At 55.1% G+C, this 20,849-nt stretch carries 17 protein-coding genes; 8 read left to right on the top strand and 9 right to left on the bottom strand.

Annotated elements, in window-relative coordinates; all coding sequences use genetic code 11:
- The first annotated feature begins 38 nt into the window (after window positions 1-38).
- The 3 genes from mglB (at window position 39) to mglC (ending at window position 3,738) form a co-directional block, all read left to right on the top strand.
- Complete coding sequence (mglB, locus tag SPL01S_RS11780; protein WP_013812178.1) at window positions 39-1,031, top strand: galactose/glucose ABC transporter substrate-binding protein MglB; 993 nt, start codon at window positions 39-41, stop codon at window positions 1,029-1,031.
- Window positions 1,032-1,207: 176 nt separating this feature from the next.
- On the top strand, window positions 1,208-2,716 hold the full coding sequence (gene mglA / locus SPL01S_RS11775; RefSeq protein WP_013812179.1) for a galactose/methyl galactoside ABC transporter ATP-binding protein MglA: 1,509 nt from the start codon (window positions 1,208-1,210) through the stop codon (window positions 2,714-2,716).
- 11 nt (window positions 2,717-2,727) lie between these two features.
- Entirely contained in the window at window positions 2,728-3,738 is a 1,011-nt protein-coding gene (gene mglC, locus SPL01S_RS11770) for a galactose/methyl galactoside ABC transporter permease MglC (RefSeq protein WP_006322189.1), read from the top strand.
- 321 nt (window positions 3,739-4,059) lie between these two features.
- On the opposite strand, the gene sanA is transcribed toward mglC, so the two are convergent.
- The 8 genes from sanA to metG all read right to left on the bottom strand — a co-directional run bounded on the left by sanA (window position 4,060) and on the right by metG (window position 13,863).
- Complete coding sequence (sanA, locus tag SPL01S_RS11765) at window positions 4,060-4,797, bottom strand: outer membrane permeability protein SanA (RefSeq protein ID WP_063199949.1); 738 nt, start codon at window positions 4,795-4,797, stop codon at window positions 4,060-4,062.
- 169 nt (window positions 4,798-4,966) lie between these two features.
- Window positions 4,967-6,664: an NAD-dependent malic enzyme gene (locus SPL01S_RS11760; RefSeq protein WP_004942358.1), complete on the bottom strand. Its 1,698-nt coding sequence runs from the start codon at window positions 6,662-6,664 to the stop codon at window positions 4,967-4,969.
- Between the two features lie 221 nt (window positions 6,665-6,885).
- The gene (cdd, locus tag SPL01S_RS11755; protein ID WP_063199946.1) at window positions 6,886-7,770 is read right to left on the bottom strand and encodes a cytidine deaminase; all 885 of its coding nucleotides are present in this window, start codon (window positions 7,768-7,770) and stop codon (window positions 6,886-6,888) included.
- Window positions 7,771-7,907: 137 nt separating this feature from the next.
- Window positions 7,908-8,603, bottom strand: a complete 696-nt coding sequence (locus tag SPL01S_RS11750; protein ID WP_063199943.1) for a CidB/LrgB family autolysis modulator — start codon at window positions 8,601-8,603, stop codon at window positions 7,908-7,910.
- On the bottom strand, window positions 8,600-9,007 hold the full coding sequence (locus SPL01S_RS11745; RefSeq protein ID WP_006324397.1) for a CidA/LrgA family protein: 408 nt from the start codon (window positions 9,005-9,007) through the stop codon (window positions 8,600-8,602). The genes SPL01S_RS11750 and SPL01S_RS11745 overlap by 4 nt, the downstream gene beginning before the upstream one ends.
- A gap of 138 nt (window positions 9,008-9,145) precedes the next feature.
- Window positions 9,146-10,372 (bottom strand): MFS transporter, encoded by a 1,227-nt coding sequence (locus SPL01S_RS11740; RefSeq protein ID WP_063199940.1) that lies wholly within the window; start codon window positions 10,370-10,372, stop codon window positions 9,146-9,148.
- A 182-nt stretch (window positions 10,373-10,554) separates the two neighbouring features.
- Window positions 10,555-11,631, bottom strand: a complete 1,077-nt coding sequence (locus SPL01S_RS11735; RefSeq protein WP_063199937.1) for a sugar ABC transporter substrate-binding protein — start codon at window positions 11,629-11,631, stop codon at window positions 10,555-10,557.
- Window positions 11,632-11,835: 204 nt separating this feature from the next.
- Window positions 11,836-13,863, bottom strand: a complete 2,028-nt coding sequence (gene metG / locus SPL01S_RS11730; RefSeq protein ID WP_041416842.1) for a methionine--tRNA ligase — start codon at window positions 13,861-13,863, stop codon at window positions 11,836-11,838.
- Window positions 13,864-14,023: 160 nt separating this feature from the next.
- Here metG and apbC point away from each other — a divergent pair, with 160 nt between their 5' ends.
- The gene (apbC, locus tag SPL01S_RS11725) at window positions 14,024-15,136 is read left to right on the top strand and encodes an iron-sulfur cluster carrier protein ApbC (RefSeq protein WP_004942372.1); all 1,113 of its coding nucleotides are present in this window, start codon (window positions 14,024-14,026) and stop codon (window positions 15,134-15,136) included.
- Between the two features lie 49 nt (window positions 15,137-15,185).
- Here apbC and SPL01S_RS11720 read toward each other — a convergent pair whose 3' ends face one another.
- Window positions 15,186-15,815 carry a phosphatase PAP2 family protein gene (locus SPL01S_RS11720; RefSeq protein WP_063199934.1) on the bottom strand — a complete coding sequence of 210 codons (630 nt, stop codon included), beginning with the start codon at window positions 15,813-15,815 and terminating at the stop codon, window positions 15,186-15,188.
- Between the two features lie 243 nt (window positions 15,816-16,058).
- Here SPL01S_RS11720 and udk point away from each other — a divergent pair, with 243 nt between their 5' ends.
- The 4 genes from udk to dcuC all read left to right on the top strand — a co-directional run bounded on the left by udk (window position 16,059) and on the right by dcuC (window position 20,836).
- Window positions 16,059-16,700, top strand: coding sequence for a uridine kinase (gene udk / locus SPL01S_RS11715; RefSeq protein ID WP_004942376.1), 642 nt, complete (start codon window positions 16,059-16,061; stop codon window positions 16,698-16,700).
- Between the two features lie 126 nt (window positions 16,701-16,826).
- Window positions 16,827-17,408 (top strand): dCTP deaminase, encoded by a 582-nt coding sequence (gene dcd / locus SPL01S_RS11710; protein ID WP_004942378.1) that lies wholly within the window; start codon window positions 16,827-16,829, stop codon window positions 17,406-17,408.
- Window positions 17,409-17,452: 44 nt separating this feature from the next.
- Window positions 17,453-19,285 (top strand): outer membrane assembly protein AsmA, encoded by a 1,833-nt coding sequence (gene asmA, locus SPL01S_RS11705; RefSeq protein ID WP_063199931.1) that lies wholly within the window; start codon window positions 17,453-17,455, stop codon window positions 19,283-19,285.
- Window positions 19,286-19,477: 192 nt separating this feature from the next.
- Window positions 19,478-20,836 carry an anaerobic C4-dicarboxylate transporter DcuC gene (dcuC, locus tag SPL01S_RS11700; RefSeq protein WP_063199928.1) on the top strand — a complete coding sequence of 453 codons (1,359 nt, stop codon included), beginning with the start codon at window positions 19,478-19,480 and terminating at the stop codon, window positions 20,834-20,836.
- Window positions 20,837-20,849: the final 13 nt, after the last annotated feature.

The following is a 20,849-nucleotide window of genomic DNA, read 5'->3' as shown; positions in this document are numbered from 1 at the left end:
CAATACCGAGTACGACCTACATAAACCGGAGACAGACAATGAATAAGAAGGTTTTCACCCTGGCCGCGACGGCCGCAGCCATGATGTTTGGTGCCGCAGCCCATGCAGATACCCGTATTGGCGTCACCATTTATAAATACGACGACAACTTTATGTCGGTAGTGCGCAAGGCGATCGAGAAAGACGCCAAGGCCTCTCCGGATATCACTCTGCTGATGAATGACTCGCAGAACGATCAGTCCAAGCAAAATGACCAGATCGATGTGCTGATCGCCAAAGGCGTGAAAGCGCTGGCGATTAACCTGGTTGACCCTGCCGCCGCGCCGGTGGTTATCGATAAGGCACGCGCAAACGATATCCCTATTGTGTTTTACAACAAAGAGCCTTCCCGCAAAGCGCTGGACAGCTACGACAAAGCGTTTTATGTCGGGACCGACTCCAAGGAGTCCGGCGTGATCCAGGGCCAGCTGATCGCCAAGCACTGGAAAGCCAACCCGAACTGGGATCTGAACAAAGACGGTCAGATTCAGTATGTGTTGCTGAAAGGCGAACCGGGCCATCCGGATGCCGAAGCGCGCACCACCTATGTGGTGAAGACGTTGAACGAAGGCGGTCTTAAAACTCAGCAACTGCAGATGGACACCGCCATGTGGGACACCGCTCAGGCGAAAGACAAAATGGACGCCTGGTTGTCCGGCCCGAACGCCAACAAAATTGAAGTGGTTATCGCCAACAACGATGCCATGGCAATGGGCGCGGTAGAAGCGCTGAAGGCGCACAACAAATCCAGCATTCCGGTATTCGGCGTGGATGCGTTGCCGGAAGCTCTGGCGATGGTCAAATCCGGCGCGATGGCGGGGACGGTGCTGAACGATGCCGACAACCAGGCTAAAGCCACCTTCGAATTGGCGAAAAACCTGGCTGCAGGCAAACCGGCCGCCGACGGCACCCAATATAAAATCGAAAATAAAGTGGTGCGCATTCCTTACGTTGGCGTAGATAAAGACAATCTGTCTCAGTTTGTTAAGTAAGTTCTGAGATAAGCCGTAATGACCCCGCCTGGGGTGCGCTCAGCGCCAACACCAGGAAAGCCGCAGGCGGGGGAATTTTTTATTAAAATGACAGCCTATACCCGACGGATTTCACGGTGCAGCGGACAACGCTGCGGTTTGAAAGACGAGGGGTACAATAATAGCCAGGTGTATTTATGGCCGACAGCCCACGCGAATTCCTCCTGGAAATGACCGATATCAGTAAGTCATTCCCCGGCGTCAAGGCATTGGATAATGTTAACCTGCGCGTTCGTCCGCACTCCATTCATGCGTTAATGGGAGAGAACGGCGCCGGGAAATCGACATTATTAAAATGCCTGTTTGGCATTTATAAAAAAGATGCCGGCAGTATTGTTTTTCAGGGCCGGGAAATTGATTTCAAAAGCTCAAAAGAGGCGCTGGAACACGGCGTTTCAATGGTGCATCAGGAGTTAAACCTGGTCCTGCAGCGTACCGTGATGGACAACATGTGGTTGGGGCGTTACCCGACCAAAGGCATGTTTGTCGATCAGGAAAAGATGTTGAAGGACACCCAGGCGATATTCGACGAGCTGGATATTGATATCAACCCACGGGATAAAGTGGGCACGCTATCGGTATCGCAAATGCAGATGATCGAAATCGCCAAGGCGTTTTCCTATGACGCCAAGATTGTCATTATGGATGAGCCGACCTCGTCGCTGACGGAAAAAGAGGTGAACCATTTGTTCACCATTATTCGTAAGCTGAAAGAGCGCGGCTGCGGCATTGTTTATATCTCGCACAAAATGGAAGAGATCTTCCAACTGTGTGATGAAATCACCATCCTGCGCGACGGCCAGTGGATCGCCACTCAGCCGCTGGAAGGGCTGGATATGGACAAGATCATCTCGATGATGGTGGGCCGTTCGCTCAGTCAGCGTTTCCCCGACAGGCAGAATACGCCGGGAGAGGTGATTCTGGAGGTGAAGAACCTGACGTCATTGCGCCAGCCTTCGATTCGCGATGTTTCTTTCGATCTTCACAAAGGTGAAATTCTTGGCATTGCCGGGTTGGTGGGCGCCAAGCGCACGGACATTGTGGAAACCCTGTTCGGTATCCGTGAAAAAGTGGCCGGCACCATCAAGCTGCACGGCAAGGCCATCAACAATCACAGCGCCAATGAAGCGATTAACCACGGTTTTGCACTGGTAACGGAAGAGCGACGCTCTACCGGGATTTACGCCTATCTGGACGTGGGCTTCAACTCGCTGATATCCAATATCCGCAACTATAAAAATAAAATCGGTCTGCTGGACAACGCCCGGATGAAAAGTGACACCCAATGGGTGATCGACGCCATGCGGGTCAAAACGCCGGGCCACCACACCCATATCGGTTCGCTGTCCGGCGGTAACCAGCAGAAGGTGATTATCGGCCGCTGGCTGTTAACCCAACCGGAAATATTAATGCTGGATGAACCGACGCGCGGCATTGACGTCGGCGCCAAATTCGAAATTTATCAGCTGATGACCGAATTGGCGAAGAAGGGCAAGGGGATCATTATTGTCTCGTCCGAAATGCCGGAGCTTTTGGGAATTACCGACAGAATACTGGTGATGAGTAATGGTCAGGTTGCGGGCATCGTTAACACCAAACAGACCTCGCAAAATGAAATTTTACGTCTCGCATCCCTGCACCTTTAAGGATCAGAATTATGAACGCGCTGAATAAAAAAACTTTGTTCACCTATTTTAAAGAAGGTGGCATTTACGTGGTATTGCTGGTGCTGCTGGCAATTATTATTATCCAGGACCCGACTTTCCTCAGTTTAATGAACCTGAGCAACATCCTGACTCAGTCATCGGTGCGTATCATTATTGCACTGGGCGTGGCCGGGCTGATCGTGACTCAGGGCACAGACCTGTCCGCCGGGCGCCAGGTTGGGCTGGCGGCGGTGGTAGCGGCAACGCTGCTGCAGTCGATGGACAACGTCAATAAAGTGTTTCCGCATATGGAAACCTGGTCTATTCCGCTGGTGATCCTGCTGGTGTGCGCCGTGGGTGCGGTGATCGGCCTGGTGAACGGTCTGATCATCGCCTACCTGAATGTGACGCCGTTTATTACCACCCTGGGTACCATGATCATCGTCTACGGCATCAACTCGCTGTATTACGATTCTGTCGGCGCTTCGCCGGTAGCGGGGTTCGATCCTAAGTTCTCTACCTTTGCCCAGGGATTCCTGCGCTTTGGCGACTTTAAACTGTCGTACATTACCTTCTACGCCATTATCGCGATTATTTTTGTCTGGATCCTGTGGAATAAAACCCGCTTCGGCAAAAATATCTTCGCCATCGGCGGTAACCCGGAAGCGGCAAAGGTTTCCGGCGTGAATGTGCCGTTGAACCTGATCATGATCTATGCGCTGTCCGGCGTGTTTTATGCCTTCGGAGGCCTGTTGGAAGCCGGCCGTATCGGCAGCGCCACCAACAACCTCGGTTTTATGTATGAGTTGGATGCCATTGCCGCCTGCGTGGTGGGCGGCGTGTCTTTTGCCGGTGGGGTGGGGACGGTGTTGGGCGTAGTGACCGGGGTGATCATCTTTACCGTCATCAACTACGGGCTGACCTACATTGGCGTTAACCCTTACTGGCAGTACATCATCAAGGGCGGCATCATTATCTTCGCGGTGGCGCTGGATTCACTAAAGTACGCCAAGAAGAAATAATCTTATACCCGTCGTCTTTCAAGCCGCAGCGTTGTTACCTGCACTCAGTTACGTGGCCCATCCGTGGGCCACGCCCCTAAAGGGGCCGCTGCAAGCAGCGTTCAAATCTGCTCCCGGCAGATTTGTCACCCCAGTTACTTGACTTTAGTAAGCGCCTGGGGATGAGCGAGCTGGTCGCCTAGCTGTGCTGTACAGGGATGTACGAATGCCGCGAGCGCATGGATGCGCTAGAGCGGCCAACTCGAAAGCCATAGGGTATAAAATATGGAAAAAACGGTCGGCAGATGCCGACCGTTTTTATTTTCACCGTTGCAACTAAGGCTATTTGGCCTTTTGTTTTTCCGCTGCCAGCTTGTGTTCCAGCTCAACCAATTGCTCCGGCGACACCGCCGGATAACCCTGGGCGTCTTCCGGCACCGCATGCATGGAGGAGATGGGGATCAGCGGGCCGAGGAAGCGCGGTTCGCGTTTGAGTATGTACAGGTCGGTCAGCGCGCCAAGGCGGGCGAAGATCTCGCGAGCGCGCACCGTCATCATGTCTTTCGGCGACGGCACTGCGTAGCATTGAGCCTGTATCCCCATATGCAGGGCAATAAACAGCGCACGCTCGCAGTGGAAGCGCTGGGTGATAATGATGAAGTCATTGGTGTCGAACACCTTGCGGGTGCGCACTATGGAGTCCAGGGTGCGGAACCCGGCGTAATCCAGCACGATATCGCTGGGCGCCACGCCTGCGGCGATCAGATCGCGGCGCATGGTCATGGGCTCGTTATAGCTTTGCTGGGCGTTGTCTCCGCTCAGCAGCAGGTATTTCACCTTACCGCTGTTATAGGCGTTAATCGCGCCCTGAATACGGTAACGGTAATACTGGTTGATGACGCCGGTACGGTAATATTTGGCGGTGCCGAGCACCACGCCAACCTGGCGATGAGGCAGACCCTGGAGTTCGTCGTAGACGTAAGGTGCGGTTTTCCAACTGATCCAGCGATCGAGCGCGAGCGCCGAGAGCATCAACACCGCAATGATGATGAACAGGCTGATTATCAGGCGTTTCCACATGTTATTGCCTTACGCGCACAGGGGCCAAAAAAGATGGCTCAAGGCTACTTTACCTGACTGGCTGACGCAAGCTGTCCACCGCCTGAAGCACGTATTGCGCCGCATTTTTAGGCGGTTTTGACAATAAAAAAGGTCCGGCGTGCCGGACCTTGCGCTTCACCTGCGTAAATCAGAACGAGGTGCGTTTGTAGCTGCGGTACTGCGGTCGCCAGAAGTTGTGTTCAATGGCTTTCGACAGCGCTTCTTCAGAGGTGACCACCGCCATTCCCTGCAGCTGCGCCGCTTTACCCACTTCCATCGCGATGCACTTGGAGACGCCCTGAATATCGTCGATATTCGGCAACAGTGCGCCATGTCCGTCGGTCGCCAGCGGCGAACAATCTGCCAGCGCACGGCTGGCGGCCATCAGCATGGCGTCGGTTACGCGAGTGGCGCCGGAAGCCAACACGCCCAAACCAATCCCCGGGAAGATATAGGAGTTGTTGCATTGGGCGATAGGGAACAGCTGGTCTTTATAGCTCACCGGCGCGAACGGGCTGCCGGTCGCGACCAGTGCGGCACCGTCGGTCCAGTTGATGATGTCTTCCGGGCGGGCTTCCACGCGTGAGGTCGGGTTGGACAGCGGCATGACGATCGGACGCGGACAATGCTTGTGCATTTCGCGGATCAGCTCTTCGGTAAACAGGCCCGGCTGGCCGGAAACGCCGATCAAAATGCTCGGTTTGGCGTTACGCACTACGTCCAGCAGCGAGATAGCGTCGCTGGAGGTCTGCCATGAAGCCAGGTTCTCGCTCTTTTGCACCAATTTGCTCTGGAAATCGAGCAGGTTGGGCAGTTTGTCGGTCAGCAGGCCGAAACGGTCCACCATGAAGACCCGGGCGCGCGCTTCGGCTTCGCTCAACCCTTCAGATTTCATCTGCGCGATAATCTGCTCGGCGATGCCGCAACCGGCTGAACCGGCGCCAAGGAAGGTCACGGTTTGGTCGCGTAACTGGCTGCCGGCGGCGCGGCTGGCGGCGATCAGGCTGCCAAGGGTGACCGCTGCGGTGCCCTGAATATCGTCGTTGAAGCAGCAAATCTCATCGCGATAGCGGTTCAGCAGCGGAGTGGCGTTGTTCTGCGCGAAGTCTTCGAACTGCAGCAGCACATTTGGCCAGCGGCGTTTTACGGCCTGAATGAACTCTTCGACAAAGGCGTGGTATTCATCGCCGGAGATGCGCGGGTGGCGCCAGCCCATGTACAGCGGATCGTTAAGGCGCTGCGGGTTGTTGGTGCCAACGTCCAGCACTACCGGCAGAGTATAGGCCGGGCTGATGCCGCCACAGGCGGTATACAGCGACAGCTTGCCGATAGGAATGCCCATGCCGCCGATGCCCTGATCGCCCAAGCCGAGAATACGCTCACCGTCGGTGACTACGATCACTTTGACGTTTTGCTTGGTGGCGTTTTGCAGCATATCGTCGATGCGATCGCGGTTTGGGTAGGAGATAAACAGCCCGCGCGCGCGGCGGTAGATGTCGGAGAAATGCTCACAGGCTTCACCGACCGTCGGGGTGTAGATGATGGGCATCATCTCGCTCAGATGCGCGTCCAGCAGGCGGTAAAACAGGGTTTCGTTGGTATCCTGGATGTTGCGCAGATAGATGTGTTTGTCGTTATCGTTCTTGAAATCCTGATACTGACGATAGGCGCGCTCAACCTGCTCTTCGATGGTTTCCACCGCTTCAGGCAGTAAACCATGCAGGTTGAAATGGCTGCGTTCATCTTCAGTGAAGGCGCTGCCTTTGTTCAGCAGCGGAAATTCCAGCAGAATCGGGCCGGCGTAAGGGATGTAGAGGGGGCGTTTGCTTTCGTATTCAAGTTCCATTGTTTTGCTCTTCAACGTATCGGATAGCTTTTATGATGCCGATCCTAAAAGATCGGGAAAATATGTACAGCAATTGTTATCGGATCATGAGGTAAATTGGCGTAATTATCGACGATCACGTCCTAATTTAACTAAAGAAAGTGTTTTAAGACGTGAATGCCATTGTAATCGGCTTACGGGGCTGTTAACAGCGGCGCCGGGCGGCACCGCCGTGATCGGGATTAGAAAGTGATGCGGCTGACGTCTTGGCAACCCAGCGCTTCCAGCGTGGCGCGGGTTGCATCCCACTGGGTGAGGATAGCGGTTTGCGGCTCGGCCAGTACCGCGCGGCGGATTTTCTGGCAGTCGCTTCCGGAGACGTTCAGCAGAATCAACGCGGCCTGCAGCGGCGGCAGGCTCGGGTTAAAGGCGGCGTTCTCCGCATAGCGCCCGGCATAAATCGTGCCGTCTTCGGCCTCCAGCGCGACACCGCTGTGGGCGTTGCTGTAGGGGGCATGGCTTTGGTTAGCGGCCGCCAGCGCGGCTTTCTCCAGTTCGTCAGACAGCGTCAACTGGTAGCCCTGATCGACCCGGTCCATCAGCAGCGTGGCGATATCCAGATCTTTCGGGCCGAACGAGTCCGGCAGATAGTCGCCAAGCGTGGCAGGCTCACGGCCGGGCAGGCGAATTTGCAGGCCGCTGCCGCTGTTCAGTTCGTTCATAAACTGGCGGCAGTGGCCGCAAGGCGTGTAGTTAACGGTGATGGAGACCAGGCCAGGTTCATCGCGCAGCCAGGCGTGGGTCACGGCACACTGTTCTGCATGAATGGTTTGTTGCATCGGCGCACCGCTGAATTCCATATTGGCGCCAAAATAGAGATTGCCGCTCTGGCCGCGGGCAATGGCACCGACGTGGAAATGGGAGATCGGCGTTAACGAGCAGGCCGCCGCCAAAGGCAGCAGGGCAAATGCCAGAGCATCATCATCCAGCCCGCAGCGCTGCTTGATCGCGTCTACCTGCTCCGCTCTGAACATGGCCGGGAAATCAGGCGCATCAAAATAAGGCAGCAGGACGGATTGCAATGTCGCGGACAGTTCGCCGAAAGCGGTGTGAAAACGCGGGTGCATAGAAAATCTCTCTACAGGTTAACGGGATAACATTTTAGGCAGCCTTGAAGCAATAAAGTGTGATTTATATCTCTTTATTGATGAAATCACTGCAATGAAAACGATAAATGCGAGATGTATCGCAAGTTTCCAACCCGTTAACCGAACAGATGCAGCAGCACCGGGAAGACAAAGGGCGCCAGCAGAGAAGTAATAATCCCGCAGATCACCAGCGCCAGCGAGCTGAAAGCGCCTTCCTGATAGTCCATTTCCGCACAACGTGCCGTGCCTATGGCATGCGAAGCGGTGCCCATCGCCAGGCCGCGTGCCGAACGGGTGGTGATTTTCAGCATTCTGAACAGCGAATGGCCAAATACCGAACCGAAGATGCCGACGAAAATAACGCAGACGGCGCTGATTGCGGGGATGCCGCCAAGGGATCCCGCTATCGCCATGGCGATCGGCGTAGTGACGGATTTCGGCATGATTGATGCGGCAATTTCCGGCGTTGCGCCCATCCACAACGCGATGGCGCCGCCGCTGATCATCGCCGTCATGCTGCCGATAAAGCACACTGCGATAATCGACTTCCAGCGAGCGCGGATCTGATGCAACTGCTCATACAGCGGGAAGGCCAGCGCCACCACCGCCGGTTGCAGCAAGTCGTTGAGAATTTTGCTGCCCTGAAAATAGCGTTCATAGGGAACGCCGGTCAGCAGTAGCAGGGGAATGATCATCGCCATGGAAACCAGCAGCGGGTTCAGCAGCGGCATCTTCAGCCGCTGAGCCAGCCAGCGAGCCGCGAAGTAGACCAACAGCGTCAACGGCAATGACCACCAGATTTCATGGATCATTTTTTACCCTCCGCAGGATCGTCACTGCCGATGATTTTACGTTCACGGTGAAAATAATGAGAGGTGCAGGCGACGACGATCAGCACCATCAGGGTGCTGATAACGCAGGAAACCACCAGCGGGCTGAGATGTTCGATGATTTGGTCGTAATAGTTCATCACGCCGACGCCAATCGGCACGAACAGCAGCACCATATAACGGATCAGCAGATGACAGCCGGGCTTGACCCACTTCGCCGGCAAAATTTGGCTGGAGAGCAGGGCAAACAGGATTAGCATGCCGATAATGCTACCGGGAATGGCGATCGGCAGTAGCGCCGCGATGGCATTGCCGGCAAACAAGCAGAGGTAGATAAGGACGATTGCCCTCAGGTATTTCCAGCACAGTGTAAGCACGTTGGCCATCACCTTTTCCCGTTTAACTGATGTATTCATCATACAATTAAACTGTGATCTGCGCCACAAATCACACCATGAATTCTCTCTATGACATTCATGCCCGTTGGGCAGGTTGGCAGCACCGGCGAAAGGTCGCGCGCAGTCTTATTCCACGTAGGTGGCAATAGAGTTCGGTTGCTGTTTCTGCGCCAGCCGGTGGCCGAGGAAAAAGAATAGCAGGCTCAATAACGCGGCGGCAATCAACATCAGGAACATCAATGGCGGTGCGGCGTAGCTGAGGATAAAACCGCAAAGCACCGGGTTGATGGCGCCCCCCAACGCACTGAGATTTTGCACGCCGTAGTAGCTGCCCTTCAGATGCGCAGGTGCGATAAAGTCGATAAACATATATTCCACCGGGATAACGATAATCTCCCCCAGCGTGAATATCGCCATGGCCACGGCCCACAACCAGACGGATTGCCCCGCCAGCATGAAACCGATCAGCCCGACAATGAAAAAGAGTGTGCCCAGCGCCAGCCAGCGCAGCATGTTTTCCTGACGCATGCCCCGGCTCAGCAAATACTGCAACGCGATGACGATACAGGCATTGACGATCATCACCATGCCAATGATTTTGTACGCGAATTCGGCGTTCGATACGATAATCAGGTATTGCGACAGATAGCCGGTGAACTGGCCGAAAACGACAGCCCCCAGCGTACTGCCGAGCGTAAAGTAAATCAGCCGGCGATCGCTGCGCAGGATGGCCAGCGTCTGACGAAAATCAGGTAATGTGGTCGGCGCGGATTCGGCGGCCGCAGGTTGCCTTGGGTGCAACTGCCCACGCAGACGAAAGCTCAGTGTCGCCACCGTCAATAAGGCCAGCCCACCGGAGAGGTAGAACGGCAGCAGCGGGTTCAGCCCGGCCACCATAACGCCCAGCGATGACCCCACCGCCCAGCCGACATTCACCAGCGTGTAGTTGAGCGAAAAGGCTTTTATACGCTGCGTGACCGGTAGCCAGTCGGCAAAGCACGCTTTAATGGTGATGCCCAGCACCGAATAGGCCGTATGCAGGATCGCCAGTACTACAACGATGCCTCCCGGGCGCGGGATCAACGGGATGGCGAAAAAGCTCAGGGCGAACAGTAAAATGGAAAGCAGGATCAATGTGTTTTTGTTGAACTTGTCCACCAGATAGCCGCCATACAGGCTGGCGAAAATGCCGATCGCCAGGCTGATGCCCAGAATAATGCCGACGCTTTTCGGCAACAGGTGGAAATGCCCGGTGAGGTAAATGGTAATGAACGGCAGCGTGACGCCGCGGCCAATGGTCAACACCAGCGAACTGGCCAGCAGTGCGATGATCAGCGGTGGGAATCCCTTCATGTCAGACCTGTTTATGCATACAGCTATTGAGCGATGTTGATAACATAGCTCATTTTGGCCGACTGGGAAGATGCTGTGTGAAAAAAAGAGGTTACGCCGACGCTTTTCACGCTGCTGTTGCCCCGAACAGTAGGGGCGCCGCATGCAGCGCCCCTACTTTGTCTGGGGATAAGCGGAAGAGATTATTTGCCCGATTTGGCCTGCAGCGTGGCGAACCAGGGTTGGATAAAATCGTTGCTGCTGCCCCAGCCCGGGATGATTTTTGCCAGCCCGGCCACGTTGACCGGCCCCGGCTGGCTGGCCAGCAACGCCTGCGGAATAGACGCAGCCTTGAACTCATAGGTTGCAGGCGTAGGTTCACCGGCAATTTTGTTCGCCACCAGACGCAGGTTTACCGCACCAATCAGCTTGGTATCCACCGCTACGCTGACTTTCCACGGGCTATTGGCTTCGCGCATCAGTTGCAGATCCTGATTGGAGATATCGATGCTGTACAGTTTGATTTCGGTACGGCCATTTTCTCTCAGTGCCTTGTAGGCACCCTGGCTAAAGGCGTCCCAGGTGCCCCAGATCGCGTCAATCTTGCCTTTCGGATATTTGGCCAGCACCGCGCCAACTTTGTTGGCGGTATCGCCCTGCACGTCCGATGACACTGCGCCGATCGATTCCAACTCATGAATGCCCGGATTTTGCTTCAGCAACTGCTGGTAGGCAGCCTGACGGCGCTCCATCGGCGGGAAACCGGCGACCCAAAGCTTGATGATATTGGCTTTCCCGTTAAAGTCTTTAATCAGTTGGCCGAACGACTCATTTGCCAGCGACGCGTCATCCTGTTGCGAAACCGTTACGCCGGGAATGCTGCCGCTGACGTCGGTATCAAATACGGAGACGGCAATGCCCGCCGCCACAATGCGTTTGACCAAATCGGTGGAATAGGGCGCACGGCCCTGCGAGAGAATAATGCCGTCATATTTTTGGCTGATAGCCTGGTTCACGAAATCTTGAAAACGGGCGTCGTCACCGTTGCTGAGGAAGGTATCCACTTTGAAACCCAGCTTACGCCCTTCCTGAATGGCGCCGGCCAGAAACTGAGTGGTGTTGTCGTCGGAACCCAGATTGCGGATCACTGCAATGCGGATCGGCCCCTGATGTTGGGCGATGGCGGTTGGCACCGGAGCCGGCGTGGACGATTCTGCGGCGAACAGTGGCAGGGCGACCAGCAGGCCAATGGCCAGTAGCGGTGTTTTTATCGTTTTCATTATTATTGGCTCCAAAAGCAGGTGATAGCTATCCCGGTAAGGGATTATTTATAGCAATCTTTACATCTGGACGTCTATATATAATGTTGAAATATATCGCTTGTGGGCGGCATATAAAATTTGCCTGCGATGGCGTCTTTTGAGCGGGGCACAAATAAAAAGGGCCGAGCGGCAGCTCGACCCTTAAGGCAACGGAAACGACGATTACTTCACCTGCATTCCTGGCTGAGCACCGCTGTCCGGGCTGAGCAGGAAGATCTCTTTGCCGCCTGGGCCGGCAGCCATCACCATGCCTTCAGAGATGCCGAAACGCATTTTGCGCGGCGCAAGGTTGGCGACCATGATGGTCAGACGGCCTTCGAGCGCTTTCGGATCCGGGTAGGCGGAACGGATGCCGGAGAAGATCTGACGAGACTCGCCGCCCAGATCCAACTGCAGTTTCAGCAGTTTGTCAGAGCCTTCGACAAAGTCGGCGCTCTTGATCAAGGCGATGCGCATATCAACTTTGGCGAAATCGTCAAAGGTGATGGTTTCCTGAATCGGATCTTCAGCCAGCGGGCCGCTGACCACTTTAGCCGCTGCCATGTCTTCTTTTGAAGCGCTGACCATTTCATTCACCTTGTCCAGGTCGATACGGTTGAACAGGGCTTTGAACGCATTGACCTGGTGGCCCAGCAGCGGCTGCTGGATCGCATCCCAGGTCAGTTCGCAGTTGAGGAAGGCTTCGGTACGTTCCGTCAGCGATGGCAGTACCGGCTTGAGGTAGGTCATCAGTACGCGGAACAGGTTGATGCCCATCGAGCAGATGGCTTGCAAATCGGCATCGCGGCCTTCTTGCTTCGCGACGACCCAAGGTGCCTGCTCATCCACATAGCGGTTGGCCAGATCGGCCAGCGCCATGATTTCGCGGATTGCGCGGCCGGATTCACGGCTGGCGTAGGCCTCGGCGATGCTTCCTGCCGCGTCAACGAAGGTTTGGTACAGCGCAGGATCGGCCAGGTTATCGGCCAGTTGGCCACCAAAACGCTTGCTGATAAAGCCGGCGTTGCGCGAAGCCAGGTTAACCACCTTGTTCACGATATCAGCGTTCACGCGTTGCACGAAATCTTCCAGATTCAGGTCGATGTCGTCGATACGCGAGGACAGCTTGGCGGCGTAGTAGTAACGCAGGCAGTCGGCATCCAGATGTTGCAGGTAGGTGCCGGCCTTGATAAAGGTGCCGCGGGACTTGGACATCTTGGCGCCGTTAACCGTCACATAGCCGTGTACGAACAGGTTGGTCGGTTTGCGGAAGTTACTGCCTTCCAGCATCGCCGGCCAGAACAGGCTGTGGAAATAAACGATGTCTTTGCCGATGAAGTGATACAGCTCGGTGCTGGAGTCTTTGCGCCAGAACTCGTCGAAGTCCAGATCGCCGCGTTTGTCGCACAGGTTCTTGAATGAGCCCATATAGCCGATTGGCGCATCCAGCCAGACGTAGAAGTATTTGCCTGGTGCGTCCGGGATCTCAAAGCCGAAATAGGGCGCGTCGCGGGAAATATCCCACTGTTGCAGACCCGACTCAAACCACTCTTGCATCTTGTTCGCTACCTGCTCTTGCAGCGCGCCGGAACGGGTCCAGGCCTGCAGCATTTCGCTGAACGAAGGCAGATCAAAGAAGAAGTGCTCCGAATCACGCAAGATCGGCGTGGCGCCGGAAACAACGGATTTCGGATCGATAAGCTCGGTTGGGCTGTAGGTCGCGCCGCACACTTCGCAGTTGTCGCCGTATTGGTCCGGCGATTTGCATTTCGGACAGGTGCCTTTCACGAATCGGTCAGGCAGGAACATGCCTTTTTCCGGATCGTACAGCTGGGAAATAGTCCGGTTCTTGATAAAACCGTTCTCTTTCAGACGGCCGTATATCAGGCTCGAGAGTTCACGGTTTTCATCGCTATGGGTGGAGTGATAGTTATCATAGCTGATGCCAAAACCGGCGAAATCCTGTTGGTGCTCCTGGCTCATTTCCGCAATCATTTCTTCCGGCTTGATGCCCAACTGCTGAGCTTTCAGCATGATCGGCGTGCCGTGCGCGTCGTCCGCACAGATGAAATGAACCTCGTGGCCGCGCATTCGTTGGTAACGAACCCAGATATCTGCCTGGATGTGCTCGAGCATGTGGCCGAGATGGATGGAACCATTTGCGTACGGTAGCGCGCACGTCACCAATAATTTTTTCGCGACTTGAGCCATAGTGAGAACTTGCTTTCTGTAATGAATAAAAAGGGTCTTCGATGTTACCCGATCGCGCCCTCTACGGCTAGGGCGGTTTCTTTCTACAGACACACGCCAGCGGACCTGCAGTTCTGATATGCTTAGCGGGAAGCTATCCATTCAAAATCAAGGAGCCGGGATGAGCGCAAAATCCCCCGAGCAGACCAACCCCGAAGTTCTGCGTGCCCTGGTGACCGGTGTACTGGCCGCCTTTGAACACCCGACGTTAAAAAACAACCTGACCGCGTTGAAGGCTATTCACCACTGCACGCTGTTGGATCACGTACTGCATATTGAATTGATCATGCCGTTCGCCTGGCAGAGTGCCTTTGAAACGCTGAAAGACCGCGTGAGTGCAGAACTGCTGCGCGTCACCGGCGCAGAGGCGATCGACTGGAAGTTGAAGCATGACATCGCCACGCTGAAACGCGCCAACGATCAGGCCGGCATCAAGGGCGTGCGCAATATCATCGCCATCAGTTCCGGCAAGGGCGGCGTGGGGAAATCCACTACCGCCGTCAACCTGGCACTGGCGCTGGCTGCCGAAGGCGCGAAGGTCGGCATTCTGGACGCCGACATCTACGGCCCGTCGATCCCCAATATGTTGGGCACCGAGCATGAACGGCCAACCTCGCCGGACGGCCAGCATATGGCGCCGATCCTGGCGCACGGTCTGGCGACCAATTCCATTGGTTACCTGGTGACCGACGACAACGCCATGGTGTGGCGCGGCCCGATGGCCAGTAAGGCGCTGATGCAACTGCTGCAGGACACGCTGTGGCCGGATCTGGATTATCTGGTGCTGGATATGCCGCCGGGCACCGGGGATATCCAACTGACGCTGTCGCAGAACATTCCGGTTACCGGCGCGCTGGTGGTGACCACACCGCAGGATATCGCCCTGCTGGACGCGGCCAAAGGCATTGTGATGTTCGAAAAAGTCCATGTGCCTGTGCTCGGTATTGTGGAAAACATGAGCGTGCATATTTGCAGCAACTGCGGTCATCATGAGCCGATTTTCGGCACTGGCGGGGCAGAAAAGTTGGTGAAAAAGTACAACAGCCGCTTGCTGGGGCAACTGCCGTTGCACATCTCGCTGCGCGAGGATTTGGATCGCGGCGCGCCGACGGTAATAAGCCGTCCGGACAGCGAATTTGCGGAACTGTATCGCCAGCTTGCCGGCCGTGTCGCGGCGCAGATGTATTGGCAGGGCGAGGCTATTCCGACGGAAATCTCTTTCCGCGCGTTGTAATCCTCGCAGATTAAAAAGCAAAACCCCGGCGCAGGTCCGGGGTTTTTGTTTATGGCGTGACTCGCAGCCGGTGTAAATCGGCGCGGGTATAAGGGTGATCGATATGCGCCAAGGCAGTGGCTATGTGTTCCAGCAGACCCTGGGTGGGCGCCGGTTGTCGATGTCCCATCAGAACGATCGGTAAAGCCAGCGCACCGGCGATTTGCCACCAGGAAAGCTGCGGGCGTGCCTTGCTGCTCTGTAACCACAGAAACAGGCTGCTGGCCAGATAGCCTAACGCCAGGCCGCTGATGACTTCCGAAGGCGAATGTACCTGAATGGCTAACCGCGACAAGCCAATCGTCAGGGGCAATACGTAGCCAACGACCAATGCCAGACTGCGCACCGCATGCGAGAAACGACCGCTCAGCGTCCAGAGAAATACCGGCCAGATACTGGCTGCCAGCGCCGAGTGGCCGCTAAACCCTGTAAAATCATAACGTTCTATACCGATACCCCAGCCCATAAAGGCCAGTTTGGATGCGCATACCAAGCCGCCAGCACAGCCGAAGATCAGTGCCCATTGCCAGCCTGCTGTTCGGGTGGATCGCGGCGTAATCAGAATGATAAAAAGAATCACCGAGCAGGGCAGCAGCAGCATGCTGTCGCCAAAAAAGGTCAGAAAATACCAGTCCAGCACGTCAGTCTCCGGTGAAATACATCATCCCATCAGCAGGATAATGAACAAGCTACGGAGTTTACCCTGCCACATCGGATTACCCTAGGCGCAATAATCTTAAAACCTTAAGGCCGATTTTGGCGAAATAACCCGAGATAGCGGCCCTGCCGCGACAATATAGGGTGGCGCAATGCCGGCTAACTCCCTATAATTGTCGCGTTTTAGTTCCCTCCCTCACACTTCGAAATCAGGTCTTTAAATTTTATGACTGACAAGCCGCATCAGTGCGTCATTATTGGTATAGCTGGCGCATCTGCCTCCGGAAAAAGCCTTATTGCCAGCACGTTATATCGTGAACTTCGCGATCAGGTTGGCGATGAACATATCGGCGTTATTCCTGAAGACAGTTACTACAAAGACCAGACGCACCTGACCATGGAAGAACGGGTCAAGACTAACTACGATCACCCGAGCGCCATGGATCACAACCTGCTGTTCCAGCATCTGCAAATGCTGAAATCAGGCAAGGCGATAGAGTTGCCGCTGTACAGTTACACCGAACATACGCGCAAGAAAGAGACTATCCACCTCGAGCCGAAAAAGGTGATTATTCTGGAGGGGATCCTGTTGCTGACGGATATCCGCCTGCGCCAGGAAATGAACTTTTCGATCTTTGTCGATACGCCGCTGGATATTTGCCTGATGCGCCGCATGAAGCGTGACGTCAATGAGCGTGGACGTTCTATGGATTCGGTCATGGCGCAATATCAGAAAACCGTTCGTCCGATGTTCCTGCAGTTTATTGAACCTTCCAAGCAATATGCCGACATTATCGTTCCGCGCGGCGGCAAAAACCGCATTGCGATCGACATTCTAAAAGCTAAAATCAGCCAATTCTTTGAATAATGCCGTTCAATGGCCGGGAAACCTGTGTTTCCGGCCGTCGGGCAAGTATTTACGCCGTGGCGTAGACCTTTTGTCCGTTGTGTGGCAATTTTTGTTTTAGTGACACGCCTTGATGGAGATAAAGAAATGAGACTGTGCGACCGTGATATAGAAGCCTGGCTGGATAGTGAAAAACTGGTGATTTCACCGCGTCCGCCGATTGAGCGTATTAACGGGGCTACAGTGGATGTCCGTTTAGGCAATCAGTTTCGCGTGTTTCGCGGCCATACTGCCGCGTTTATCGATCTCAGCGGACCAAAAGACGAAGTCAGCGCGGCGCTGGACCGCGTGATGAGTGACGAGATAGTACTGCCGGAAGGCGAAGCCTTCTTCCTGCACCCGGGCGAACTGGCGCTGGCGGTCACGCTTGAGTCGGTCACGTTGCCCAGCGATCTTGTGGGCTGGCTTGATGGCCGTTCCTCATTGGCGCGTCTGGGGCTGATGGTTCACGTGACCGCGCACCGTATCGATCCCGGCTGGCAGGGGCGGATTGTTCTGGAGTTCTATAATTCAGGTAAGTTGCCGCTGGCGTTGCGCCCGGGCATGTTGATTGGCGCTTTAAGCTTTGAACCGCTTTCCGGGCCGGCGGCGCGTCCTTACAACAGCCGGCAGGATGCAAAATACCGCGATCAGCAGGGTGCAGTGGCCAGTCGAATCGACAAGGACTAACAGCGCTTGAAGCACTGTCGGTGTGGCGTTGACAAGAGGATGGCATGAGAAGATTACTGACGACTTTGGTGATTTTACTGGTTGTGCTGGTGGCGGGAATGTCCGCGCTGGTGCTGTTGGTTAATCCGAATGATTTTCGCGCCTATATGGTCACGAAGGTCGAACAAAAGAGCGGTTATCATCTGACGCTGGAAGGCGAGTTGCGCTGGCATATCTGGCCGCAGCTCAGCATTCTGGCCGGGCGCATGACCTTGACTGCACCCGGAGCCAAAGCGCCGGTGGTGAGCGCGGATAACATGCGCCTTGATGTCAAACTCTTGCCGTTGTTGTCGCATCAGCTGTTTGTGAAACAGGTGATGCTGAAAAATGCCGTCATTCGCCTGACACCCGAGAGTGAAGAGCAAAATCAACCGAACGCACCTATCGCACCTGCGGGCGAGACCGAAGAGACCCTGGATACCCCGTGGAAATTTGATATCGATAATCTGCGGATTGTGGACAGCCTGCTGATTTGGCAGCGCGCCAATAACGAGCAGATTAACGTTCGCGATATTAACCTCGTCTTGCAGCAAAATGCCAATCGTCATGCGCAAATGGAGCTTTCCAGCCGGGTTAACCGCGACCAGCGCGATCTGACTTTCAGCATGGCGGCAGATGTCGATCTGCAGCAATACCCGCGGCGCATCGCGGCCACGGTCACTCAGTTCAATTATCAACTGGAAGGTGCTGACATTCTGGGGGGCGGCATTAAAGGTGATGGCAGCGCCCAGGTGGCGTATCAACAAACACCGCAGCAAATTGCCCTAAGCCAATTGATCCTGAGCGCCAATGACAGTCAGTTCTCTGGCAGTGGCAGCGTGAGATTCGGCGAGGTGCCGGTTTATGCAATGAATCTGACATCGACGGCACTGAATTTGGATGCACTTTCCGGCTGGCAATCCAGCTCGGGCACGCAACAAGCCGTGAGTGTGACTGCGGCGCCGGTGATAGCTAACCAAGCGGAAGATCCGCAACAAAATCTGGAAGTGTTGCGAGACTTTACTGCGCAGCTTAATTTGAACGTTGACCAACTGACCTATCGTGGCATGAACATTGCCCATTTGGCGCTGCAAGCGGATAACCAACGGGGCTTGCTGACGGTGCATACGCTCTCCGGCCAATTGGCTGGGGGGGACTTTGCGTTACCGGGTTCGCTGGATGCGCGTGGCGGCAGACCGGTGATCGCCGTGCAACCGGTGTTGAAGCAGGTTGAGCTGGGTGCCGTTCTTAAGGCGTTCGACATGCCGCAGGTGTTGACCGGCAAATTCAGCATGCAAGGGGATTTAACGGGTGATCGCCTGACTTCGCAGTCGTTTGAACACCGGTGGAAGGGAACCGCGCAGTTAGCGATGCAGGACGCGCAACTGCATGGACTGAATATTCAGCAGTTGATCCAGCAGGCGGTGGCGCGTAACGACAGCAGCGTGCGCGGGCAGGATAATTACCAGCGCTTTACCGAAGTGAAACAGCTTTCGGCGAAAGCCAACCTGAACAGCGGTACGGTAAACATCAGTGAACTGAGTGCGGACTCCCCGCTGTTGAATCTGAGTGGTGGCGGTACGGTGAATATGCCAGGTAAACAGTGCGATATGGTGCTTAACGTGCGGGTGACTGGCGGCTGGCAAGGGCGTGGCGAACTGATCGAGCAACTGCAGAAAACGCCAATTCCACTGCGGGTTTATGGCCCTTGGCAACAGCTTAACTACCAATTGCAGGTTGATCAGGTATTACGTAAAACGCTGCAAAACCGGGCCAAGGACGCGCTGAACAAATGGGCCGATAAAAACAAAGATTCGCGCGAAGGTCAGGATCTTAAAAAGCTGCTCGATAAGCTTTAGCCCCAGGTAAGAGGCGGGCCGGTCAGCGGCCCGCGCCTTCTTTGATCCCCGCAGAGCATTTGCCGTTCCCAATTATTTCCTCCCGTAACTTTGATAGAAATCATGACAATTTCTGCTGTGTTTGTGCAGAGTATTGGGCAGTTATGCGACTTCTGGGCTTCAGCACGGTTAAAAACAACAAGTTGAGGGAATATGATAGAACTTCTTATTGGTGCAGCCGTTGCGGCTGCCGTTGGTCGCTATATTATCAAGGGCTACTCCGCCACCGGGGTGTTGATGGTTGGTGGCCTGCTGTTGCTGGCTATAAGCGCCATAATGGGGAAAAACCTGCTGCCTGCCGGCGCTGCGTCTACGGGATGGCGCACCACCGACATCATCGAATACGTTAAAATTCTGCTGATGAGCCGCGGTGGCGATCTTGGCATGATGATCATGATGTTGTGCGGATTTGCGGCTTATATGACGCACATTGGCGCCAATGATGTGGTGGTAAAGCTGGCTTCCCGTCCGCTGCAGATGATCAATTCCCCGTATCTTTTGATGGTCGCGGCCTATTTTGTCGCCTGCCTGATGTCACTGGCGGTCTCTTCCGCAACCGGCCTGGGCGTATTGCTGATGGCTACGCTGTTCCCATTGATGGTTAACGTCGGCATTAGTCGTGGTGCTGCGGCAGCGATTTGCGCGTCGCCCGCGGCGATTATTCTGGCGCCGACGTCCGGTGACGTGGTGCTGGCCGCCAAGGCGGCGGAAATGCCCTTGGTGGACTTCGCTTTTAAAACCACCTTACCTATTTCGATTGCGGCAATTGTCTGTATGGCTATTGCGCATTTCTTTTGGCAACGCTATCTCGACAAGAAGAATAACGAGCAGCACCACATTATGGATGTGAGCGAAATTACCACGCATGCACCGGGTTTCTACGCGGTTTTGCCGTTCACGCCGATCCTGGGCGTGCTGGTTTTTGACGGCAAATGGGGGCCGGAGTTGCATATCATCACGGTGCTGGTTGGCTGCATGTTGCTGGCGGCGGTGATTGAATTCCTGCGTAGTTTCAGCGCCAAACAGGTGTTTACCGGCCTGGAAGTCGCGTATCGCGGTATGGCGGACGCTTTTGCCAGCGTGGTGATGCTGTTGGTGGCCGCCGGCGTATTCGCTCAGGGGTTGAGCACCCTCGGCTTTATCAGTGGGTTAATCAGTCTGGCGCAGTCTTTCGGTACCGGCGGCATTATCATGATGTTGGTACTGGTGGTGATTACCATGCTGGCGGCAATGACTACCGGCTCGGGGAATGCGCCGTTCTATGCTTTTGTGGAGCTGATCCCCAAATTGGCTGCGCAGATGGGCGTCAATCCGGCCTATCTGGTGATCCCGATGTTGCAGGCTTCAAACCTGGGGCGCACTTTGTCGCCGGTTTCCGGTGTGGTGGTGGCGGTATCAGGCATGGCGAAGATCTCGCCGTTCGACGTGGTGAAACGGACTTCGGTGCCGGTGATTGTCGGGTTGATCGTGGTGATTGTGGCAACCGAACTGCTGGTGCCTCAGCATCTATAAAGGTAGCCGGGCA

The sequence above is a fragment of the Serratia plymuthica NBRC 102599 genome (genome assembly GCF_001590925.1).
GTDB classification, from domain to species: domain Bacteria; phylum Pseudomonadota; class Gammaproteobacteria; order Enterobacterales; family Enterobacteriaceae; genus Serratia; species Serratia plymuthica.
This window is presented reverse-complemented; position numbering and strand designations above follow the sequence as displayed.